Source organism: Erythrobacter sp. HKB08 (assembly GCF_004114695.1).
GTDB lineage: Bacteria > Pseudomonadota > Alphaproteobacteria > Sphingomonadales > Sphingomonadaceae > Parerythrobacter_A.
Window position 1 is genome coordinate 1784099 of sequence record NZ_CP035310.1, and the last position, 16688, is coordinate 1800786.

Genomic DNA, 16688 nt, shown 5'->3' on the forward strand with positions numbered 1-16688 from the left:
AATCTCGTTTCAGTCCGTTTTGGGGCCGGAGGATGCGGCTTGCGCCGATCGGCCGTCTGAATCACTTCGGGCCGCCGAAGCAGCCCTTTCGCCTACCATTTGCCCGAGTCGCCGCTCGAAATCCAGCTTTCGCTTCAACAGGCGTTGCTGCTCAGCGAAGGCGCCTTCGGGGTCTGTCTCGAACCGCGCGGTCGCTGCCAGCAATGCGGCATCGAGCGCGGGTCGTTCGACCAGCAGGGACACGGCTTCGGCCAGGGCGTCACGGGCAGCTTTCGGATCTGTTCCTTCGCGGAGGAAGGCAAAACGGGTTTCATCCGGCGGCGCGACGAGGCCGTCAGGGAGCAATATGGGGGAATCGCCTCCGTGTTCAAGCGTTTCCGCCGCATCGAGCAGGAAATCGATTGCCGGGGCGAGCGACTGGTCCTGCTCGGCGAAGCGCGAAAGCACGTCGGCGTGGCGGTCGATCTGGTCGGGATGGCGGGCAAGACCGTGGACGACTGCAGAGGCGAGACCTGTCTTCGAGGCGGCACCGCTGGCCTGTTTCAGGCGACGCGCTGCATCCGGGGTCAGGCCGGGGGCGGGCTGCGGAGCACCTTTCTTCCACGGTTGCTTTCCGCCGAATTTCTCGCGTCGCGGGAAGGCGTATGCGGAAAATTTGTCGAGCAGCTCACGCCGGTAGAGCGCGCGGATATCCTGGTCTTCGATCGCATCGACATGCTCGAGCAGTCGCGCCTTCAGTCCGGCCTTCGCTTCGGGCGAGCCGAGCGGTTCCGCCGCGAGTTCATATTGCCACAGCGTGTCGAGCATGGACGCAGGCCGGTCGAGCAACTGTTCCATGGCACCGCGCCCTTTCTCGCGGATCAGGTCATCGGGATCGAGGCCGCTGGGCAGTTGGACGATGCGCAAGGTCTTGCCTGGGCGAAGCAGGGGCAGGGCACGGGTGACGGCGCGCATGGCGGCACGCTGGCCGGCAGCGTCCCCGTCAAAACAGAGGACCGGCGCGTCGACCATGCGCCAGAGCAGGCCGATCTGGGTTTCGGTCAGGGCCGTCCCCAGCGGCGCCACCGCATCCTCTATTCCTGCTGCGGCGAGGGCAATCACATCCATGTAGCCCTCGACGACAACCATCCGGTCTGTCTTGCGCGAGGCGGGGCCGGCACGGTGGATGTTGTAGAGCGTGCGCCCCTTGTCGAAGAGCGGAGTGTCGGGCGAGTTGAGATATTTCGCGACGCCTTCCCGCTTACCCAGGATGCGGCCACCGAATGCGATGACCCGGCCGCGCATGTCCTGGATGGGAAGCATCACGCGGTCGCGGAAGCGGTCGTAATGCTCGCGTTCTTCGGTTTCGATGCGCATGCCGGATTCGACGAGCATCGCCTCGTCGAAATTGGCGAGGCCCGCCTTCAAGGCCTGCTTGTTGTCGGGCGCATAGCCGAAGCCGAACTCGCGCAGGATGGCAGCTGGAAACCCGCGCGAGGCGAGGTATTCGCGCGCTCTAGCTCCCGCATCGGAAGCGAGCTGTTGCACGAACCACTGCTGCGCCGCCTCGGTAACATCGACGAGGCTCGCGCGCTTCTCGGCACGCTGGGCTGCGCGCGGGTCCGGAGCGGGCACCTCCATCCCCGCCTCGGCAGCGAGTTCCTTGACCGCGTCCATGAAGGGCAAGCCGCGCTGGTCGGTCATCCAGCGGATTACGTCCCCATGCGCGCCGCAGCCGAAGCAGTGGTAGAAGCCCTTTTCATCCGAGACGGTGAAGCTAGGCGTTTTCTCGTCGTGGAACGGGCAGCAGGCTTTCCATTCGCGTCCCGCGCGCTGGAGCTTGGTCGTGCGCATGATGACGCTCGAAAGCGTGACACGCGACCTCAACTCGTCCAGCCATTGCGGGGAAAGCGCCATGCCTATGCAATGCGCGGCGCGGGCGCGTTATTCAAGCGGCGCGGTCAGCCGCCTGTGGAACCGGCTGTGGATGGGGGCGAGCAGGCGTTGGTCGCACCTTCGGCATTGGCCGGATAGGGGCCGGTGCCGCGCGCCTCGGTGTAATTGGCGACGAGTGCATAGACATCGGCTGGGCCTGCAGGCGGGAGGGTCGATTGCCAGTAAAAGGTGATCGGCTCCGCCTGTTCCCAGGTGTTGCTCTTGTCGACCGCGTTGATCGTCCACACGATGCTGCCGCCCGAGCAGGTGATCACGACGTCGGCCGTCTCTCCGACCGCCGCGAGCGCTTCCATCGTCGAGTAACCGACCTTGCCGGTGAAGCCATGCGCGGGCTGGAGGAGCTTGAACGCCTCGGCAATTTCGATGTCCGAGGAATCGTTGCCTGTGCCCGCTCCGGTCGTCGGATCATTGTCCTCACCCGGGTAAACCGTGTGGACATAGGTGTAGATCGTGCCCGCCGGCGCAGTCTTCGGATCGCACGGGTCCATGCCTGCCGGACAGGCGACGTAGGAGGTGATGTCGGCGAAATTGCCTTCCGCCGTTGCCAGCGTCGACTTCACTTCCGGCCCCTGCGGCCCGACGATCTTCGCCCCCAGCTGCAAATCCGCGAAATCTCCCGCCTCGAGCGCGCGGGCGAGGGCTTCTGCCTCGCCATTGGTCGTGGCGGTTTCGAGTTCGGTCTTGTCCTCGCGCTCGACGACGCCTTCGCCGCAAGCGGCAAGGGCGATTGAGGCGATCAGCACGGCGGGGGCGAAACGTTTCATCCAAGGCTCTCCTTCACCAGCGAACTGGCTTTGCTCATGTCGAGAACAGTGCCGTGGCGAGCCTTTAGTTCCGCCATTACGCGGCCCATATCCTTAATGGATTCGGCCCCGATTTCCTGCTTGATCTGGTTAATCGCAGCGCGGGTTTCGTCCTCGCTCATCTGCTTGGGGAGGAATTCCTCGATAACCGCCAGCTCGGCCCGCTCCTGCTCGGCGAGTTCCTCGCGGCCACCGTCAACATACATGGTTATCGATTCGCGGCGCTGCTTCGCCATTTTTTGCAAAACATCGATCACCAGCGCATCGTCATCGACCTCTTTCGAGGACGTGCGCATCTCGATATCGCGATCCTTGATCTTCGCGCCGATCAGGCGAAGGGCGGCGGTGCGCTCCTTGTCGCCTGCTTTCATGGCGGAAACTGTGGCGGTCTTGATGTCGTCGCGGAGCATGGATCGGGTCTTTCTTGTGGATGGTTCGGTTCGCGGGGCGCTTAGCCCACATTTCGCCCACGAGATAGGTTGACGGCGGGGCAGGGCAAGCCTAGCGGTCGGCACTTAGCGACATTGCCGGAAAACCCCTGACTCGGAGAGCCGAACATGGCTTCTGCTGCCTTCAATCCTGCGCAACCCAAAGAGGCGACGGGCTGTCTCGTTCTGGCCGACGGAACGGTGATCTGGGGGCGCGGCTTCGGCGCGACCGGTCATGCGGTTGGCGAGGTGTGTTTCAACACCGCGATGACCGGCTACCAGGAAGTGATGACGGACCCGTCCTATGCGGCGCAGATCGTCACCTTCACCTTCCCGCATATCGGCAATGTCGGGGCGAACCCCGAAGATATCGAGAGCAAGGTCGAGGGCGCAGTCGGCTGCGTCGTGCGCGAGCCGATCACGCCGGCGAGCAATTTCCGCAGCACGCAGGAATTCTCCGACTGGATGAAGGCGCAGGGCAAGATCGGCCTCTCGGGCGTCGACACCCGCGCGCTGACCCGCCTGATCCGCAAGTCAGGCGCACCCAATGCGGTTATCATGCATGAGCCGAACGGCGGCTTCGACATTCCCGAACTGATCAAGCGCGCGCAGGAGTGGCCGGGCCTCGAAGGCATGGATCTCGCCAAGCGCGTGACCCGCGAGAAGCAGGAAGACTGGGGCGGCGGCTACTGGCGCCTCGGCCATGGCTACGGCCGCGCGGACTGGAACAACAAGCCGCATGTCGTGGCGGTCGACTATGGTTCGAAGGACAATATCTTCCGCAATCTCGTGAAAGCAGGCGCAAAGGTCACGGTGGTCCCGGCGAAGACATCGCTGGAGGATATCCTCGCGCTCGATCCCGATGGCGTGTTCCTGTCGAATGGCCCGGGCGATCCGGCGGCGACCGGCGAATATGCCGTCCCGGTGATCAAGGCACTGCTCGAGCGTGACATGCCGCTATTCGGCATCTGCCTCGGCCACCAAATGCTGGCGCTGGCGGCGGGTGCGAAGACGACCAAGATGCACCAGGGCCACCGCGGCGCGAACCACCCTGTCCAGCGCGTCGGCGAGGGCTGGGGCGAGACGCAGGGCCTCGTCGAGATCACCAGCATGAACCACGGCTTCGCAGTCGATGCCGACACGCTGCCCGAAGGCGTCGAGCAGACGCATGTCTCTCTGTTCGACGGCTCCAACTGCGGGATCGCGATTAGCGGCAAGAAGGCTTTCGGGGTGCAGTACCACCCCGAGGCTTCGCCGGGCCCGCAGGACAGTTTCTACCTATTTCAGAAGTTCGTCGGGATGCTTGGGTGAAGCTTGTGTACCTGATTTCTACCGTCATCATGATCGCAGCTTGCACAGTGGATAGCAGGCCTGCTCTCACGGAAGCGCAGTTTGCTGAACTTGCCGAGAATTGCGCTCTTCCTTCGACGGTAAGGCTCGAAACCGAAGGTCGCGATCATCCGATGATCGTGCTTTCGGGCTCAAACCTCTCGAATGGTCAAATCGAATGCATTCGTTCCGGACAGGACCGGATTGGCGCAACAGCAGACATGGCGAATTGAATGCCCAAACGCACTGACATCTCCTCGATCCTCGTAATCGGCGCCGGCCCGATCATCATCGGCCAGGCCTGCGAGTTCGACTATTCCGGCACGCAGGCGATCAAGGCGCTGAAGGAAGAGGGCTACCGGGTCATCCTGGTGAACTCCAACCCGGCGACGATCATGACCGATCCGGAATTCGCCGATGCGACCTATATCGAGCCGATCACGCCGGAAATCGTCGCCAAGATCATCGAGAAGGAAAAGCCCGACGCGGTGCTTCCCACGATGGGCGGGCAGACTGCGCTGAACTGCGCGCTGGCTCTGTTCAACGACGGCACGCTCGAGAAACACGGCGTCCAGATGATCGGCGCGAATGCCGATGCGATCGACAAGGCGGAGAACCGCCAGCGCTTCCGCGAGGCGATGGACAAGATCGGCCTCGAAAGCGCGCGCAGCGGCGTCGCGAACACGGTCGAGGAAGCGTATGCGGTGCTCGAGCGCACCGGCCTGCCGTCCATCATCCGCCCGAGCTTTACGCTCGGCGGGACCGGCGGCGGCATCGCCTACAACAAGGCGGAATTCGAGCGGATCGTGCGCGAGGGCCTCGACGCATCGCCGACGACCGAGGTCCTGATCGAGGAATCGCTCCTCGGTTGGAAGGAATACGAGATGGAGGTGGTGCGCGACCGCAAGGACAACGCGATCATCATCTGCTCCATCGAGAACGTCGATCCGATGGGCGTGCACACGGGCGATTCCATCACCGTCGCCCCGGCGCTGACGCTGACCGACAAGGAATACCAGATCATGCGCACCGCCTCGATCGAGGTGTTGCGCGAAATCGGCGTCGAAACCGGCGGATCGAACGTCCAGTTCGCGGTTAATCCGGCGGATGGTCGCCTGATCGTGATCGAGATGAACCCGCGCGTCTCGCGGTCATCCGCGCTTGCGTCCAAGGCGACCGGCTTCCCGATCGCGCGCGTCGCGGCAAAACTGGCCGTAGGCTATACGCTCGACGAGATCGAGAACGAGATCACCGGGGCGACGCCGGCAAGTTTCGAGCCGACCATCGACTATGTCGTCACCAAGATCCCGCGTTTCGCTTTCGAGAAGTTCAAGGGCACCAAGGCCGAACTCGCGACCGCGATGAAGTCGGTCGGCGAGGTCATGGCGATCGGCCGCAACTTCCAGGAAAGCGTCCAGAAGGCGCTGCGTGGCCTGGAAACCGGGCTCGACGGGTTCAACCGCGTGCCGGAGCTCGAAGGCGTCCACCGCGATGTGATCACCGCCGCGCTTTCGCAGCGGACGCCGGATCGACTGCTCAAGGTCGCACAGGCCTTCCGCGAAGGGCTGAGCGTCGAGGATATCCAGCCGATCACCGGCTACGACAACTGGTTCCTCCGCCAGATCGAGGCGATCGTCTACGAAGAGCAGATGATCAGCCACAACGGCCTGCCGAACACGGCAGCCGAGATGCGCAGGCTGAAGTCGATGGGCTTTTCCGACAAGCGCCTTGCGACCCTCGCGGTCCGCTCGGTCGGAGTGGCGGGCGGCATGGCGGAAACGCAAGCGCGCCGCTCGGGCCTGCTGCACGATGCTTTGCGCGCAATGGCCGGCGCGACCAGCGAGCGCGAAGTGCGCGACCTGCGCCGCAAGCTCGGCGTGGAACCGGTGTTCAAGCGGATCGACAGCTGCGCGGCCGAGTTCGAGGCGATCACGCCCTACATGTACTCGACCTACGAAGCACCGACCTTCGGCGAGCCGGAGGACGAGGCCTATCCGTCGGACCGGCGCAAGATCGTCATCCTCGGCGGCGGTCCCAACCGGATCGGGCAGGGGATCGAATTCGACTACTGCTGCGTCCACGCATGTTTCGCGCTGCAGGAAGCCGGGTTCGAGACCATCATGGTCAACTGCAACCCGGAAACGGTTTCGACCGACTACGATACGTCCGACCGCCTCTATTTCGAGCCGCTGACCGCTGAGGACGTGCTCGAAATCCTGCGGGTCGAGCAGCAGAACGGCGAACTCGTCGGCGTCATCGTGCAATTCGGCGGGCAAACCCCGCTCAAGCTGGCGCAGGCGCTGGAAGAGGAGGGCATTCCGATCCTCGGCACCTCGCCCGATGCGATCGACCTCGCCGAAGACCGCGAGCGGTTCGCCAAGCTGGTCAACAAGCTGAAGCTCAAGCAGCCCGACAACGGCATTGCCTACAGCCGTGACGAGGCGGCGGCGGTCGCCCAGCGTATCGGCTACCCGGTGCTGCTGCGCCCGTCCTACGTCCTTGGTGGCCGCGCGATGGAGATTGTCGACAGCGAAGCGCAGCTCGACGACTACATCCGCACCGCGGTCAATGTATCGGGCGACAGCCCGGTGCTGGTCGACCAGTACTTGCGCGATGCCGTCGAATGCGATGTCGATGTCGTATGCGACGGCAACGAGGTCCGCATCGCGGGCGTTATGCAGCACATCGAGGAAGCCGGTGTCCACTCGGGCGACAGCGCTTGCACCATCCCGCCGTACTCGCTCGCGCCCGAAATCGTCGAGGAGATGGAACGCCAGGGCGAGGCTCTTGCTCGTGCGCTCAATGTCGTCGGCCTGATGAACGTGCAGTTCGCGGTTAAGGACGGCGAGGTATACCTGATCGAGGTGAACCCGCGTGCCAGCCGCACCGTGCCTTTCGTGGCGAAAGCCATCGGCCAGCCGATCGCAAAGATCGCCGCGCGCGTCATGGCGGGCGAACCGCTTGCGAGCTTCCCGCCGTTCAAGCGCGATCTCGACTACATGGCGGTCAAGGAAGCCGTGTTCCCGTTCAACCGCTTCCCCGGGGCCGACCCGGTACTTACGCCGGAAATGCGTTCGACCGGCGAGGTCATGGGGATCGATGCCGATTTCCCGGCAGCCTTCCTCAAGTCCCAGCTGGGCGCAGGAGTTCGCCTTCCGCGCAGCGGACGAGCCTTCGTCTCGGTCAAGGAAAGCGACAAGCCGGTCATCCTCCCGGCGGTGCGCATCCTGATTGAGCAGGGCTTCGAAGTCGTCGCCACCGGCGGCACGCAGCGCTATCTCGAGGAGCAGGGGCTCCCGGTCGAGCGGGTCAACAAGGTCGCCGAAGGGCAGCCGCACATTGTCGACCGGATGATCGATGGAGACATCGATCTCGTCTTCAACACGACCGAAGGCTGGCAGTCGCTGGTGGACTCAAAATCGATCCGCGCAACCGCGCTGGAGATGAAGATTCCCTACTACACGACCGCCGCCGCATCGCTCGCTGCAGCCGAGGCAATCCGCACTGTCGAACCGAGCCAGCTTGAAGTGCGCTCGATGCAAGACTATTATAGCTGAAACTGCCGCGTACCACCCCCGACAATTCGGAGTGAAAGGCCACCTAACCGATTAGGTGGAAGGCTTCGAATTGTCGCTAGGTTAGCGCGGCGCTGGAAGGATTGAGGGATTAATGGAAAAGGTTCCGATGCTGGCCGAAGGCTATGAAAAGCTGACGGCTGACTTGAAGGCATTGCGCGCCGAGCGACCGAAGATCGTCGATGCGATCGAAGAAGCGCGCGCGCATGGCGACCTCTCCGAGAACGCCGAGTATCACGCGGCGAAGGAGCGTCAGGGTCAGATCGAAGCGCAGATCGCGGACATCGAAGACCGCGTCAGCCGCGCGCAGATCATCGATCCGACCACGCTTTCGGGCGACAAGGTGGTGTTCGGTGCGACCGTCACCTTGCTCGACGAAGACGACAAGCCGGTGAAATACCAGATCGTCGGCCAGACCGAGGCCGATGCAAAGGGTGGCCGGATTTCCTACAACTCGCCGCTCGGCCGTGCGCTGATCGGCAAGCGTGTCGATGACGAGATCGAAGTGACTGTCCCTTCGGGCGACAAGTTCTACCTGATCGAGAAGATCGAATACATCTGATCCGGCTGACGGCAGATACAAAGAGGGCGGCCTTCGCGGGCCGCCCTTTTTCGTTGGTGGTCAGCCTTCCGGGGTGAGCAGTTCGTGGACCGGAACCACGACATATTTCATTTCCGCATCGTCGACCGTGCGCTGCGCATTGGCGCGCCATGCTTCGACGGCATTGTCGTAATCGCTGAACACGCCAACCACGTGGATGCTTTCGGGATCCTGGAATTCGAACGAGCGCGGATCGGTCACGCGGCCGCCCATCACGAGGAACAGCTTCTGGACTGGTTTGATATCGGACATTGGGGTTGTTGCCTTTGCCTGGGGAGAATTCGAGGGCGCACATAGCGAAAACGGCGCGTCGGGCAAGCCCGCGCGCCGTTTCCAACTACGTATTCAAGCTGCTCAGCGGCCGAGGCGCGACTTCACATTGCGAACCGAACGGCCGGCCTGGCGCGCTGCCTTGCGACCGAGGAATCGGACGTTATCCGCCCCGTCGCCCGCGAGATGGGCTGCGCTGCGCTTGGCCGAACGGGCGCTGTGCGCAACGTCGTCACCGAAATCTTCGAGCTTGTCGCGGCCGGTACGCGCGGCATCGCCTGCCGCATCGAGCATGCCGGTCGCATAAGCGAGGCCGAGTTCTGCAGCCACCGACGCAAGCGAGCTTGCACGGGCGCCAGCCTGGCGCGCAACGCGGCGACCCGGGCGCGTCATTGCACCGATAGCGAGGCCGATGACGGCGACGCCGGCAACGGCGGTAATCGGGTGCTCTTTCACGAACTCGGTCGCGCTATTGGTGGCATCGCGAGCATAATCGGCGACCGAGCGCTGCGCATTGCGCTGCTCGCCCGCTTCGATCTTGGCTCTCAATTCGTCTCTCTTGGCATCGTCAACCACGGGGCTTCTCCAATTTCTCTAACTATAGTCGAACCGAGGGGGCCGGTTCATTGTTCCTCGTCAAATGGCGCTTCGTCGTATTCGTCCCAGAATTCGCCCTGTTCGCCATCTTCGTAGTCTTCTTCCTCGCTCGCGAACTCGTCATCGAACAGGCTCATGATCGGGTTGCGCGCGAACCAGAGCACGACCGCTGCAACCAGCGCAGCGAGCAGGCCCTTGTTGTCGTCGGCGACCTCTGCAGCATCTTCATATACGTCGGTCGCGCCTTCGCTCATGCGCCGGGCGAAGCGGGAGACCAGGCCTTCGGTGCTGAAGTCGGTCTTCACATGCTCGACGTCCGCCTTCACCAGGGCGAGCGCGGCATCGCGCAGCGCGCGATCTTCGAGCAGCTGCCGGTCGATCGACTTGCTCATGACGACTTCTCGTCGAACGCTTCGGGAATGCGGCCAAAGCGCTTCTTCGCAAGATATCCGAGCAGGCCCACAATCAGGAGCAGCACGCCGACAACAGCGAGCGTTGCGAGCAGCGGCCCGATAATCGGCGACAGGCTGAGGATGGCGCCAACGGTAAGCCCGATAAGCGCCATGTGGAACAGGAATACCGCTCCGATACCGAAGGCCGCACCGGCCTTAGCATGGGTCGATACGAAGCGAGCCCGCGTTTTCTGATACGCGAGCTCGGCTTCGACATAAGTCTTGCCGTCTTCGTAAAGCGCCTCGACATCCTCGGCGAGGGAGCGGATCGGCTGATCCTCTACCCCCTCGTCAGGTGTCGTATACGGCGTTTCCGGTCCGGTGCTCTCCCCGTCGAGCATTCAGCGCGCGCCGCTCAGTCGCGGCTGCCGCCGAACATGCGGGCGAGCATGAATCCGGCGACCGCAGCAAGGCCGACCGCGAGGCCCGGGCTCTTGCGAACGAATTCGCGGGCATCTTCGCCGATTTCGTCGACGCTCTTGTTGTCGAGCTTCGCGGCGGTTTCCTGCAGGCTGCGCGATGCGCTGCGAGCATAGTCGCCGTATTTCTCGCCGAAACGATCGTCGAGCTGGCCGGCATTGTCGCCGACGACCTTGCCGAGCGAGGAAATCGCATCGCTGGCCTTGGTCTTGCCTTCGGTCGCGAGTTCGCGCGACTTGGTTTTGGCATCGCTCGCCCAGTCCTGCGACTTGCCCTTGGCCTGGTCGCGATAGGCAACGGCACGGCCGGTCGCTTCGTCCTTCAGCGCAGCAGCGCCCGCCTTCGCTTCTTCGAGCGCGGCGTTGAACCGGGTCTTCGCTTCGGCCTTGTTATCGGTCGCAGCAGTGGTCGTGCTCTTGGTGGATTTGGTCGCAGCCTTTTTCGCAGGCTTGCGCTTCGATGTGGTCGCTTCTGCCATGTTTCTTCCTTTACCCTCGAATTCAATGGGATGGCAGGTCTGAAAACCTATTCCGTCCCGTCAATGCTGCAACGCAACTTGCGCGGTTTTGTTCCGCGGCATAGAGCGCCTGCAAGACCCATATGGGGCTGTATTAACTCATTACAACACCTTCCCGGCTCGGAGCAAGTCATGACGCAGATCATCGATATTCACGGACGCGAAATTCTCGATAGCCGGGGCAATCCCACGGTCGAGGTCGATATCCTCCTCGAAGACGGCAGCTTCGGCCGCGCCGCAGTCCCCTCCGGCGCTTCGACCGGCGCGCACGAGGCTGTCGAACTTCGCGACGGCGACAAGACGCGCTATCTCGGTAAGGGCGTGACCAAGGCGGTGGACGCGGTGAACGGCGAGATCGCCGACCACATCCTCGGCCTCGATGCCGAAGACCAGCGCGATGTCGATCTTGCGATGATGGCGCTCGACGGGACGGAGAACAAGGGCCGCCTCGGCGCCAACGCGATTCTCGGGACCAGCCTCGCGGTTGCGAAGGCTGCCGCCAATGCGCGCGGCCTGCCGCTCTACAGCTACATTGGCGGCGTCGCAGCCCATGTCCTCCCGGTCCCGATGATGAACATCATCAATGGCGGCGAGCATGCCGACAACCCGATCGACATCCAGGAATTCATGATCATGCCGGTGGGCGCGGAATCGCTCGCTGAGGGCGTGCGCTGGGGTGCCGAGGTGTTCCACACGCTCAAGAAGGGCCTGTCGGAAAAGGGGCTGTCCACGGCGGTTGGCGACGAAGGCGGCTTCGCTCCGGATCTCGCCAGCACGCGTGATGCACTCGATTTCATCATGGAATCGATCGAGAAGGCCGGGTTCAAGCCGGGCAGCGACATCGCGCTCGCTCTCGACTGCGCTTCGACCGAATTCTTCGCCGATGGTCGCTACGACATGGCGGGCGAGGGCACTTCGCTCTCCTCGCAGGAAATGGCGGAGTATCTCGCCAAGCTGTGCGACGATTATCCGATCCGTTCGATCGAGGACGGCATGGGCGAAGACGATTTCGAAGGCTGGAAGGCGCTGACCGATCTCATCGGCGACCGGGTCCAGCTGGTCGGCGACGACCTCTTCGTGACCAATCCTTCGCGCCTTACCATGGGCATTGGCAAGGGCTTGGCGAACTCGCTGCTGGTGAAGGTCAACCAGATCGGCACGCTGACCGAGACGCTCGAAGCGGTGAATATTGCTCACCGTGCCGGCTACACCTCGGTCATGAGCCACCGTTCGGGTGAAACCGAGGATGCGACGATTGCCGACCTCGCGGTCGCAACCAACTGCGGGCAGATCAAGACCGGTTCGCTCGCACGGTCGGACCGGCTTGCGAAATACAACCAACTCATCCGCATCGAGGAGGAGCTGGGTGACAGCGCGCTCTACGCCGGCAGCAACTGCTTCGGCCGGATCGCGGGCTAACCGCTTCCGCTCTTCTCACGGTTCTTGGGGTGGAACCAGTACTGGTAGACACCCCAACCGTTGATCAGCAGCAGCACTGCGTTCATCGCGGCAATGGGCATCGCGTCGCTTGTCAGGCCGACGATGATCCAGATGAGCGAGACCACGCAAAAGAGCACGAAGCCCCAGGCCGTCGCACGCCTGCCGAGGTCGAATGCAATCATCGCGGCCGCTACGACCGTCCCGATGCTCGCAATCCATTCGAATGGTCCGTTCATGATTGCTAGAGCGGCAAACTCTCCATAAGGTTCCAAAACCTTTGGGAGAGGGTATGAGCGATTTTCCTTCGCATCCGGATGCAGTTACGCCGGATTGGCTGACCGATTGCCTGCGCCGCGACGGGCGCTGGAACGACGTGGTGGTGAACGATGTTGGCTGGCAGGCCATCGGCACCGGCCAGGTCGGTGACAGCGTGCGCTTCACCTTGAGGTGCGACGGGGAAGGGCCTGCGACGCTAGCGGGCAAGTTCCCCGCGGCCGACGAAACGAGCAGGGGTACTGCGGTCGGTTTCGGTCTCTATGCGAAAGAGGTCGGGTTCTACCGAGAGATCGCGCCTCACCTTGCTACCCGCACGCCGCATTGCTTCGCCGCTCACGTGTCGGATGACGGCAGCGAGTTCATCCTCCTGATGGAAGACTGCGGTCCGGCAGAGCAGGGGAACCAGCTCGAAGGCTGCAGCGACGATCACGCGCGCGAGGCCATGCGGCAGCTGGCGGGACTGCACGGACCTAGCTGGGGCAAGCAGGAATGGTTCGCCCACGACTGGCTCGACCAGAAACCCGAGATGAAAGCGATGCTCGCCGCAGCCTATCCGCAGGCAACGGCGGTCTTCGCGGATCGCTACAGAAACGATCTCCCAACCGAATTGATGGAAATTTGCCACGCGCTCGGTGCGCATGCGGAAGGGTGGGTCCAGCGCGAGGCCGACAAGCGATGCCTCGTCCATGGCGACTTCCGTCTCGACAACATGCTGTTCGACATTCGCGGCGGGGCCGAACCCATGGCGACGCTCGACTGGCAGACACTCGTCGCGAGCGATGGGCTGGTCGATGTCGGCTATTTCCTCGGTGCAGGGATCAAGCCCGAGCAGCGCGAGCGGATCGGCGACGAACTGCTCGGCATCTATCGCAAGTCTCTCGCCGCGCATGGCGTTGAGCGAGACGAAGAAGAGGAAGCGCGCGGTCTCAGGTGGGGCGCGCTGCATGGCGTTTCGACCGCCGTGTTCAGCGCCGCTTTCGTCGAGAGGACCGAGCGCGGGGACAAGATGTTCCTCGCCATGGCCGATGGAGCAACGAGACTGGCGCGCGAGCTCGATGCGCTGCAGGTTCTGGAGGAATTGTAGAGATGCTGACCAAGGGCGACGAATACCCGCTTCACCAGACACCTGAGCCGATCGCCTATTCCGGTACGGACCGGAATTTCTACGACCGCTATTTCTTCAATGGATATGCGCCGGACGGCTCAGGCTTCTTCGCGCTCGCTTTCGGGGTCTATCCGCATCTCGACGTGGCGGATGCGCATTTTTCCTGCATCCGCGACGGCAAGCAGCATTCGATCCATGCGAGCCGGGAACTGGCGATGGAGCGGCTCGACCTGCACTGCGGCCCGATACGCATCGAAGTGGTCGAACCTCTCAAGAAACTGCGCCTCATCGTCGAAGATTTCGAAGGCATTTCCGCCGAGATCGATTTCACTGCGCGGGGATTCCCGCTGGAGGAGCCGCGCTTCACCCATCGCATCGGCCCGCGTACCTTCATGGACTACACAAGGATGACCCAGAACGGGCGCTACTCGGGCTGGATCAGCGTCGATGGTGAAAGGCGCGAGATCGGCGAGGGCACATGGGGCACGCGCGATCGTAGCTGGGGTGTGCGCCCGATCGGCGCCCGCGACATGCAGCCCATGCCCGGCACGCCGATGCCGAGTTTCTTCTGGCAGTGGACGCCGGTGAACCTGCCGAGCGGCAGCCTCTTCTTCCACATCAATGCGGAAAAGGACGGTCACGCCTGGAATACGCGCGCGGCGTGGTTGCCCGAGGGCGGCGACGTCGGTGACATCGTCGAAGGTCACGGCTTATTGGAAGCCAAGCTGGTGACGGGAACACGCTGGCCCGAGAGCGGCATCCTCGAGCTGGATATTCCCGGGGGTCCGAAGAGGATCGAATTCGCGCCGGTCGAGCGATTCCAGATGCGAGGGCTAGGATACACGCATCCGGAATGGGGCCACGGCATGTACCATGGTGCGCTGAAAGTCGCGCGGGAGGATTTCGCACTGGACGAGGTCGAGCCGCTACAGCCGGATAACCTGCACGTCCAGTCGATCTGCGAGGTTACGAGCGATACCGGCGAAACGGGAACCGGTGCGTTCGAACAGCTGATTATCGGGCCATATAGCCCGCTTGCCCTGAACGAGTTCCTCTCCGGCGCTGACTAGCCTGCAAACCGGCCCTGAAGATCGAGCAGAGAAAGAGCCGCTTCGGCCGCTTCGCCGCCCTTGTTCTTCTGCGCCGGATCGGCACGGACGATGGCCTGCTGTTCGTTCTCGACGGTGAGGATACCGTTACCGATTGGAATGCCATCCATGGTCAGCGCCATGATGCCGCGCGCGCTTTCACCGGCGACGATCTCGAAGTGATAGGTCTCGCCGCGAATGACAACGCCGATAGCAACGAAGCCGTCGAACTGGCCGCTTTCGGCGGCAAGCGAGATTGCGCCCGGAATTTCGAGCGCCCCGGGAACGGTCAGGACCTCGACCTCATGTCCAGCCTTCTGCAGCGCGGCTTTCGCGCCGGCGATGAGCATGTCGTTGAGGTGGTCGTAGAACCGGGCTTCGACGATCAGGAAGCGCGCCATGAATTTCTCCGCAAATCAGGTTGCGGCGCGGGTAGCGGCGTTTCCGGCGATTGGGAAGGGGGGAAGGATGGTGGACGCACTAGGGCTCGAACCTAGGACCCGCTGATTAAGAGTCAGCTGCTCTACCAACTGAGCTATGCGTCCACACTTCCTTGCGGAAAACCGGAGGGGATACGAATCACCGCGTCCGGGGAGGCGCTGCATATAGCGAGTGTTTTGCCGATGAAAAGGGCAAAACGCACTTGCTGGATGCGCTTACCGGGATGACAGCCGGATGATCGAACCCAACGGGTCGTGAAGGGTCTCCTCGACCTCGATCATACCGGTGCGCTGCAAAGCCTCAACGGCCTTCAGCACGCGCGGTTGCGAGACGCCTAGGATGCCGTGGAGGTCGCGGATTGCGATCCCTGCGTCGGGGGCGCTCAGCGTCGACAAAGCGGCCGAGATCGCGGCCTGCGTTTCAAGCACGGGGTCGGTCTCGACCCTCGTCGTGCCGTGGCGTTTCAGACGTGCAGGAACCCTTGCGACCCTGCTCCAGATTGCTTCGATCATGTCCTGGCTTCACGCAATGCCACGCGCATCCGACGCTCGGATGGAACTGTGGCTGTATCTGTTGTTGCAGTCGAAGCGCTCCTCGATGCCGGGAGCCATTTGTCATTCGACAAAAGCGCGTTATTCTTTCGGGGTTCTTTCCTCAAGTCCTACAGGAGGGGGACAGGGTGGGTCCTGAAACGAGCCTGGAGCGCGAGATCGCGCAGGAAGATGACGTGGCCAGCGTCCTCCAGCTTGTGCGCGATGAAGCCGAGAGGCTGGGCTTCATCCGCGAGGCCTATCATTTCTATCCGCGCTTCGACGTGCCGACATCGCCGCGGGCCATGATCTATGCCGACGGCTTCCCAAAAGGATTTACGGACAGGTATGGCGACCCCGATTTTCGCGCGAAGGACCCCATACCCCAGTACGTGATGAAATCGGGCAATGTCGCCTTCTGGAAAGACATTCTCGAGGAATGCAAGGACGTACCCGGAGTCGCTGAATTCACGCAGCTCGCAGTCGAGGAGGGGCTGATCCACGGTTTCGGGGTGCCACTGTTCGGGCCCAACAACCGCAACGCCTATGCCAGTTTCGACTTCGGCAGGCCGGTCACCAGCGAGGACGAAGACGCCATCCTGCGCATAAGGACCTTCGCCCAGATCGCGCATCAGCGAGTTTGCGTGCTGCTCGACAAGGCGAAGGAGGGACCGGAGCTTTCCGAGCGCGAGATGGAGGTCTTGCGCTGGATCGTGAACGGCAAATCATCCGGCGATATCGCAACGATCATCGGTATCTCGCCCGAGACCATCCGGACCTACACGAAGCGGATCTATGCGAAGTTAGGCGCACATGACCGCGTGGGCGCGACGCTTAAGGCGCTCAAGCTCGGCCTCGTGATTCCCAGCTGAGCCGGCAGG

General features: G+C 62.8%; 19 protein-coding genes and 1 tRNA gene. 8 read left to right on the plus strand and 12 right to left on the minus strand.

Going from position 1 to position 16688, the window contains the following annotated elements; all coding sequences use genetic code 11:
• Positions 1–9: 9 nt before the first annotated feature.
• From dnaG to EO245_RS08580, 3 genes are read right to left on the minus strand one after another with little or no spacing between them, the layout of a single operon-like run.
• Complete coding sequence (dnaG, locus tag EO245_RS08570; protein ID WP_128892527.1) at positions 10–1896, minus strand: DNA primase; 1887 nt, start codon at positions 1894–1896, stop codon at positions 10–12.
• 44 nt (positions 1897–1940) lie between these two features.
• On the minus strand, positions 1941–2699 hold the full coding sequence (locus tag EO245_RS08575) for a hypothetical protein (RefSeq protein WP_164931290.1): 759 nt from the start codon (positions 2697–2699) through the stop codon (positions 1941–1943).
• The gene (locus EO245_RS08580; RefSeq protein ID WP_128892528.1) at positions 2696–3148 is read right to left on the minus strand and encodes a GatB/YqeY domain-containing protein; all 453 of its coding nucleotides are present in this window, start codon (positions 3146–3148) and stop codon (positions 2696–2698) included. Before EO245_RS08580 ends, EO245_RS08575 begins: the two co-directional genes overlap by 4 nt.
• A gap of 147 nt (positions 3149–3295) precedes the next feature.
• Here EO245_RS08580 and carA point away from each other — a divergent pair, with 147 nt between their 5' ends.
• From carA to greA, 4 genes are all read left to right on the plus strand, one after another.
• Positions 3296–4477: a glutamine-hydrolyzing carbamoyl-phosphate synthase small subunit gene (gene carA, locus EO245_RS08585; RefSeq protein WP_128892529.1), complete on the plus strand. Its 1182-nt coding sequence runs from the start codon at positions 3296–3298 to the stop codon at positions 4475–4477.
• A complete protein-coding gene (locus EO245_RS08590; protein WP_164931291.1) occupies positions 4474–4728 on the plus strand; it encodes a hypothetical protein in 255 nt (84 codons plus the stop codon). Before carA ends, EO245_RS08590 begins: the two co-directional genes overlap by 4 nt.
• Complete coding sequence (gene carB, locus EO245_RS08595; protein ID WP_128892531.1) at positions 4729–8052, plus strand: carbamoyl-phosphate synthase large subunit; 3324 nt, start codon at positions 4729–4731, stop codon at positions 8050–8052.
• A gap of 112 nt (positions 8053–8164) precedes the next feature.
• Entirely contained in the window at positions 8165–8632 is a 468-nt protein-coding gene (gene greA, locus EO245_RS08600) for a transcription elongation factor GreA (protein WP_128892532.1), read from the plus strand.
• 60 nt (positions 8633–8692) lie between these two features.
• On the opposite strand, the gene EO245_RS08605 is transcribed toward greA, so the two are convergent.
• From EO245_RS08605 to EO245_RS08625, 5 genes are all read right to left on the minus strand, one after another.
• Positions 8693–8923 (minus strand): DUF4170 domain-containing protein, encoded by a 231-nt coding sequence (locus EO245_RS08605; protein ID WP_128892533.1) that lies wholly within the window; start codon positions 8921–8923, stop codon positions 8693–8695.
• Between the two features lie 102 nt (positions 8924–9025).
• Positions 9026–9517 carry a hypothetical protein gene (locus EO245_RS08610; RefSeq protein WP_128892534.1) on the minus strand — a complete coding sequence of 164 codons (492 nt, stop codon included), beginning with the start codon at positions 9515–9517 and terminating at the stop codon, positions 9026–9028.
• Positions 9518–9564: 47 nt separating this feature from the next.
• A complete protein-coding gene (locus EO245_RS08615) occupies positions 9565–9930 on the minus strand; it encodes a hypothetical protein (protein ID WP_128892535.1) in 366 nt (121 codons plus the stop codon).
• Positions 9927–10331: a phage holin family protein gene (locus EO245_RS08620; protein WP_128892536.1), complete on the minus strand. Its 405-nt coding sequence runs from the start codon at positions 10329–10331 to the stop codon at positions 9927–9929. The genes EO245_RS08615 and EO245_RS08620 overlap by 4 nt, the downstream gene beginning before the upstream one ends.
• Before the next feature lie 14 nt (positions 10332–10345).
• A complete protein-coding gene (locus EO245_RS08625) occupies positions 10346–10888 on the minus strand; it encodes a hypothetical protein (RefSeq protein ID WP_128892537.1) in 543 nt (180 codons plus the stop codon).
• Positions 10889–11059: 171 nt separating this feature from the next.
• Here EO245_RS08625 and eno point away from each other — a divergent pair, with 171 nt between their 5' ends.
• Positions 11060–12346 carry a phosphopyruvate hydratase gene (gene eno / locus EO245_RS08630; protein ID WP_128892538.1) on the plus strand — a complete coding sequence of 429 codons (1287 nt, stop codon included), beginning with the start codon at positions 11060–11062 and terminating at the stop codon, positions 12344–12346.
• Here eno and EO245_RS08635 read toward each other — a convergent pair.
• Positions 12343–12603 (minus strand): hypothetical protein, encoded by a 261-nt coding sequence (locus EO245_RS08635; protein ID WP_128892539.1) that lies wholly within the window; start codon positions 12601–12603, stop codon positions 12343–12345. The genes eno and EO245_RS08635 overlap by 4 nt on opposite strands.
• Before the next feature lie 53 nt (positions 12604–12656).
• Here EO245_RS08635 and EO245_RS08640 point away from each other — a divergent pair, with 53 nt between their 5' ends.
• Positions 12657–13727, plus strand: coding sequence for a phosphotransferase (locus EO245_RS08640; protein WP_128892540.1), 1071 nt, complete (start codon positions 12657–12659; stop codon positions 13725–13727).
• 2 nt (positions 13728–13729) lie between these two features.
• Complete coding sequence (locus EO245_RS08645) at positions 13730–14818, plus strand: hypothetical protein (RefSeq protein ID WP_128892541.1); 1089 nt, start codon at positions 13730–13732, stop codon at positions 14816–14818.
• Here EO245_RS08645 and ribH read toward each other — a convergent pair.
• The 3 genes from ribH to EO245_RS13400 form a co-directional block, all read right to left on the minus strand.
• Positions 14815–15237, minus strand: a complete 423-nt coding sequence (ribH, locus tag EO245_RS08650) for a 6,7-dimethyl-8-ribityllumazine synthase (RefSeq protein ID WP_128892542.1) — start codon at positions 15235–15237, stop codon at positions 14815–14817. The genes EO245_RS08645 and ribH overlap by 4 nt on opposite strands.
• A 68-nt stretch (positions 15238–15305) precedes the next feature.
• A tRNA-Lys gene (locus EO245_RS08655) sits at positions 15306–15381 on the minus strand.
• Positions 15382–15492: 111 nt separating this feature from the next.
• Positions 15493–15789 carry a hypothetical protein gene (locus tag EO245_RS13400; RefSeq protein WP_164931292.1) on the minus strand — a complete coding sequence of 99 codons (297 nt, stop codon included), beginning with the start codon at positions 15787–15789 and terminating at the stop codon, positions 15493–15495.
• Between the two features lie 167 nt (positions 15790–15956).
• Here EO245_RS13400 and EO245_RS08660 point away from each other — a divergent pair, with 167 nt between their 5' ends.
• Positions 15957–16679: a LuxR family transcriptional regulator gene (locus tag EO245_RS08660; RefSeq protein WP_164931293.1), complete on the plus strand. Its 723-nt coding sequence runs from the start codon at positions 15957–15959 to the stop codon at positions 16677–16679.
• Positions 16680–16688 lie beyond the last annotated feature (9 nt).

Bases quoted from the DNA above. Each gene is read 5' to 3' on its own strand.
- eno (WP_128892538.1), top strand. From the start codon at position 11,060: ATGACGCAGATCATCGATATTCACGGACGCGAAATTCTCGATAGCCGG.
- dnaG (WP_128892527.1), bottom strand. From the start codon at position 1,896: ATGGCGCTTTCCCCGCAATGGCTGGACGAGTTGAGGTCGCGTGTCACG.
- ribH (WP_128892542.1), bottom strand. From the start codon at position 15,237: ATGGCGCGCTTCCTGATCGTCGAAGCCCGGTTCTACGACCACCTCAAC.
- EO245_RS08575 (WP_164931290.1), bottom strand. From the start codon at position 2,699: ATGAAACGTTTCGCCCCCGCCGTGCTGATCGCCTCAATCGCCCTTGCC.
- EO245_RS08615 (WP_128892535.1), bottom strand. From the start codon at position 9,930: ATGAGCAAGTCGATCGACCGGCAGCTGCTCGAAGATCGCGCGCTGCGC.
- EO245_RS08635 (WP_128892539.1), bottom strand. From the start codon at position 12,603: ATGAACGGACCATTCGAATGGATTGCGAGCATCGGGACGGTCGTAGCG.
- EO245_RS08580 (WP_128892528.1), bottom strand. From the start codon at position 3,148: ATGCTCCGCGACGACATCAAGACCGCCACAGTTTCCGCCATGAAAGCA.
- EO245_RS08620 (WP_128892536.1), bottom strand. From the start codon at position 10,331: ATGCTCGACGGGGAGAGCACCGGACCGGAAACGCCGTATACGACACCT.
- EO245_RS08625 (WP_128892537.1), bottom strand. From the start codon at position 10,888: ATGGCAGAAGCGACCACATCGAAGCGCAAGCCTGCGAAAAAGGCTGCG.
- EO245_RS08645 (WP_128892541.1), top strand. From the start codon at position 13,730: ATGCTGACCAAGGGCGACGAATACCCGCTTCACCAGACACCTGAGCCG.
- EO245_RS08605 (WP_128892533.1), bottom strand. From the start codon at position 8,923: ATGTCCGATATCAAACCAGTCCAGAAGCTGTTCCTCGTGATGGGCGGC.
- carA (WP_128892529.1), top strand. From the start codon at position 3,296: ATGGCTTCTGCTGCCTTCAATCCTGCGCAACCCAAAGAGGCGACGGGC.
- greA (WP_128892532.1), top strand. From the start codon at position 8,165: ATGGAAAAGGTTCCGATGCTGGCCGAAGGCTATGAAAAGCTGACGGCT.
- EO245_RS13400 (WP_164931292.1), bottom strand. From the start codon at position 15,789: ATGATCGAAGCAATCTGGAGCAGGGTCGCAAGGGTTCCTGCACGTCTG.
- EO245_RS08640 (WP_128892540.1), top strand. From the start codon at position 12,657: ATGAGCGATTTTCCTTCGCATCCGGATGCAGTTACGCCGGATTGGCTG.
- carB (WP_128892531.1), top strand. From the start codon at position 4,729: ATGCCCAAACGCACTGACATCTCCTCGATCCTCGTAATCGGCGCCGGC.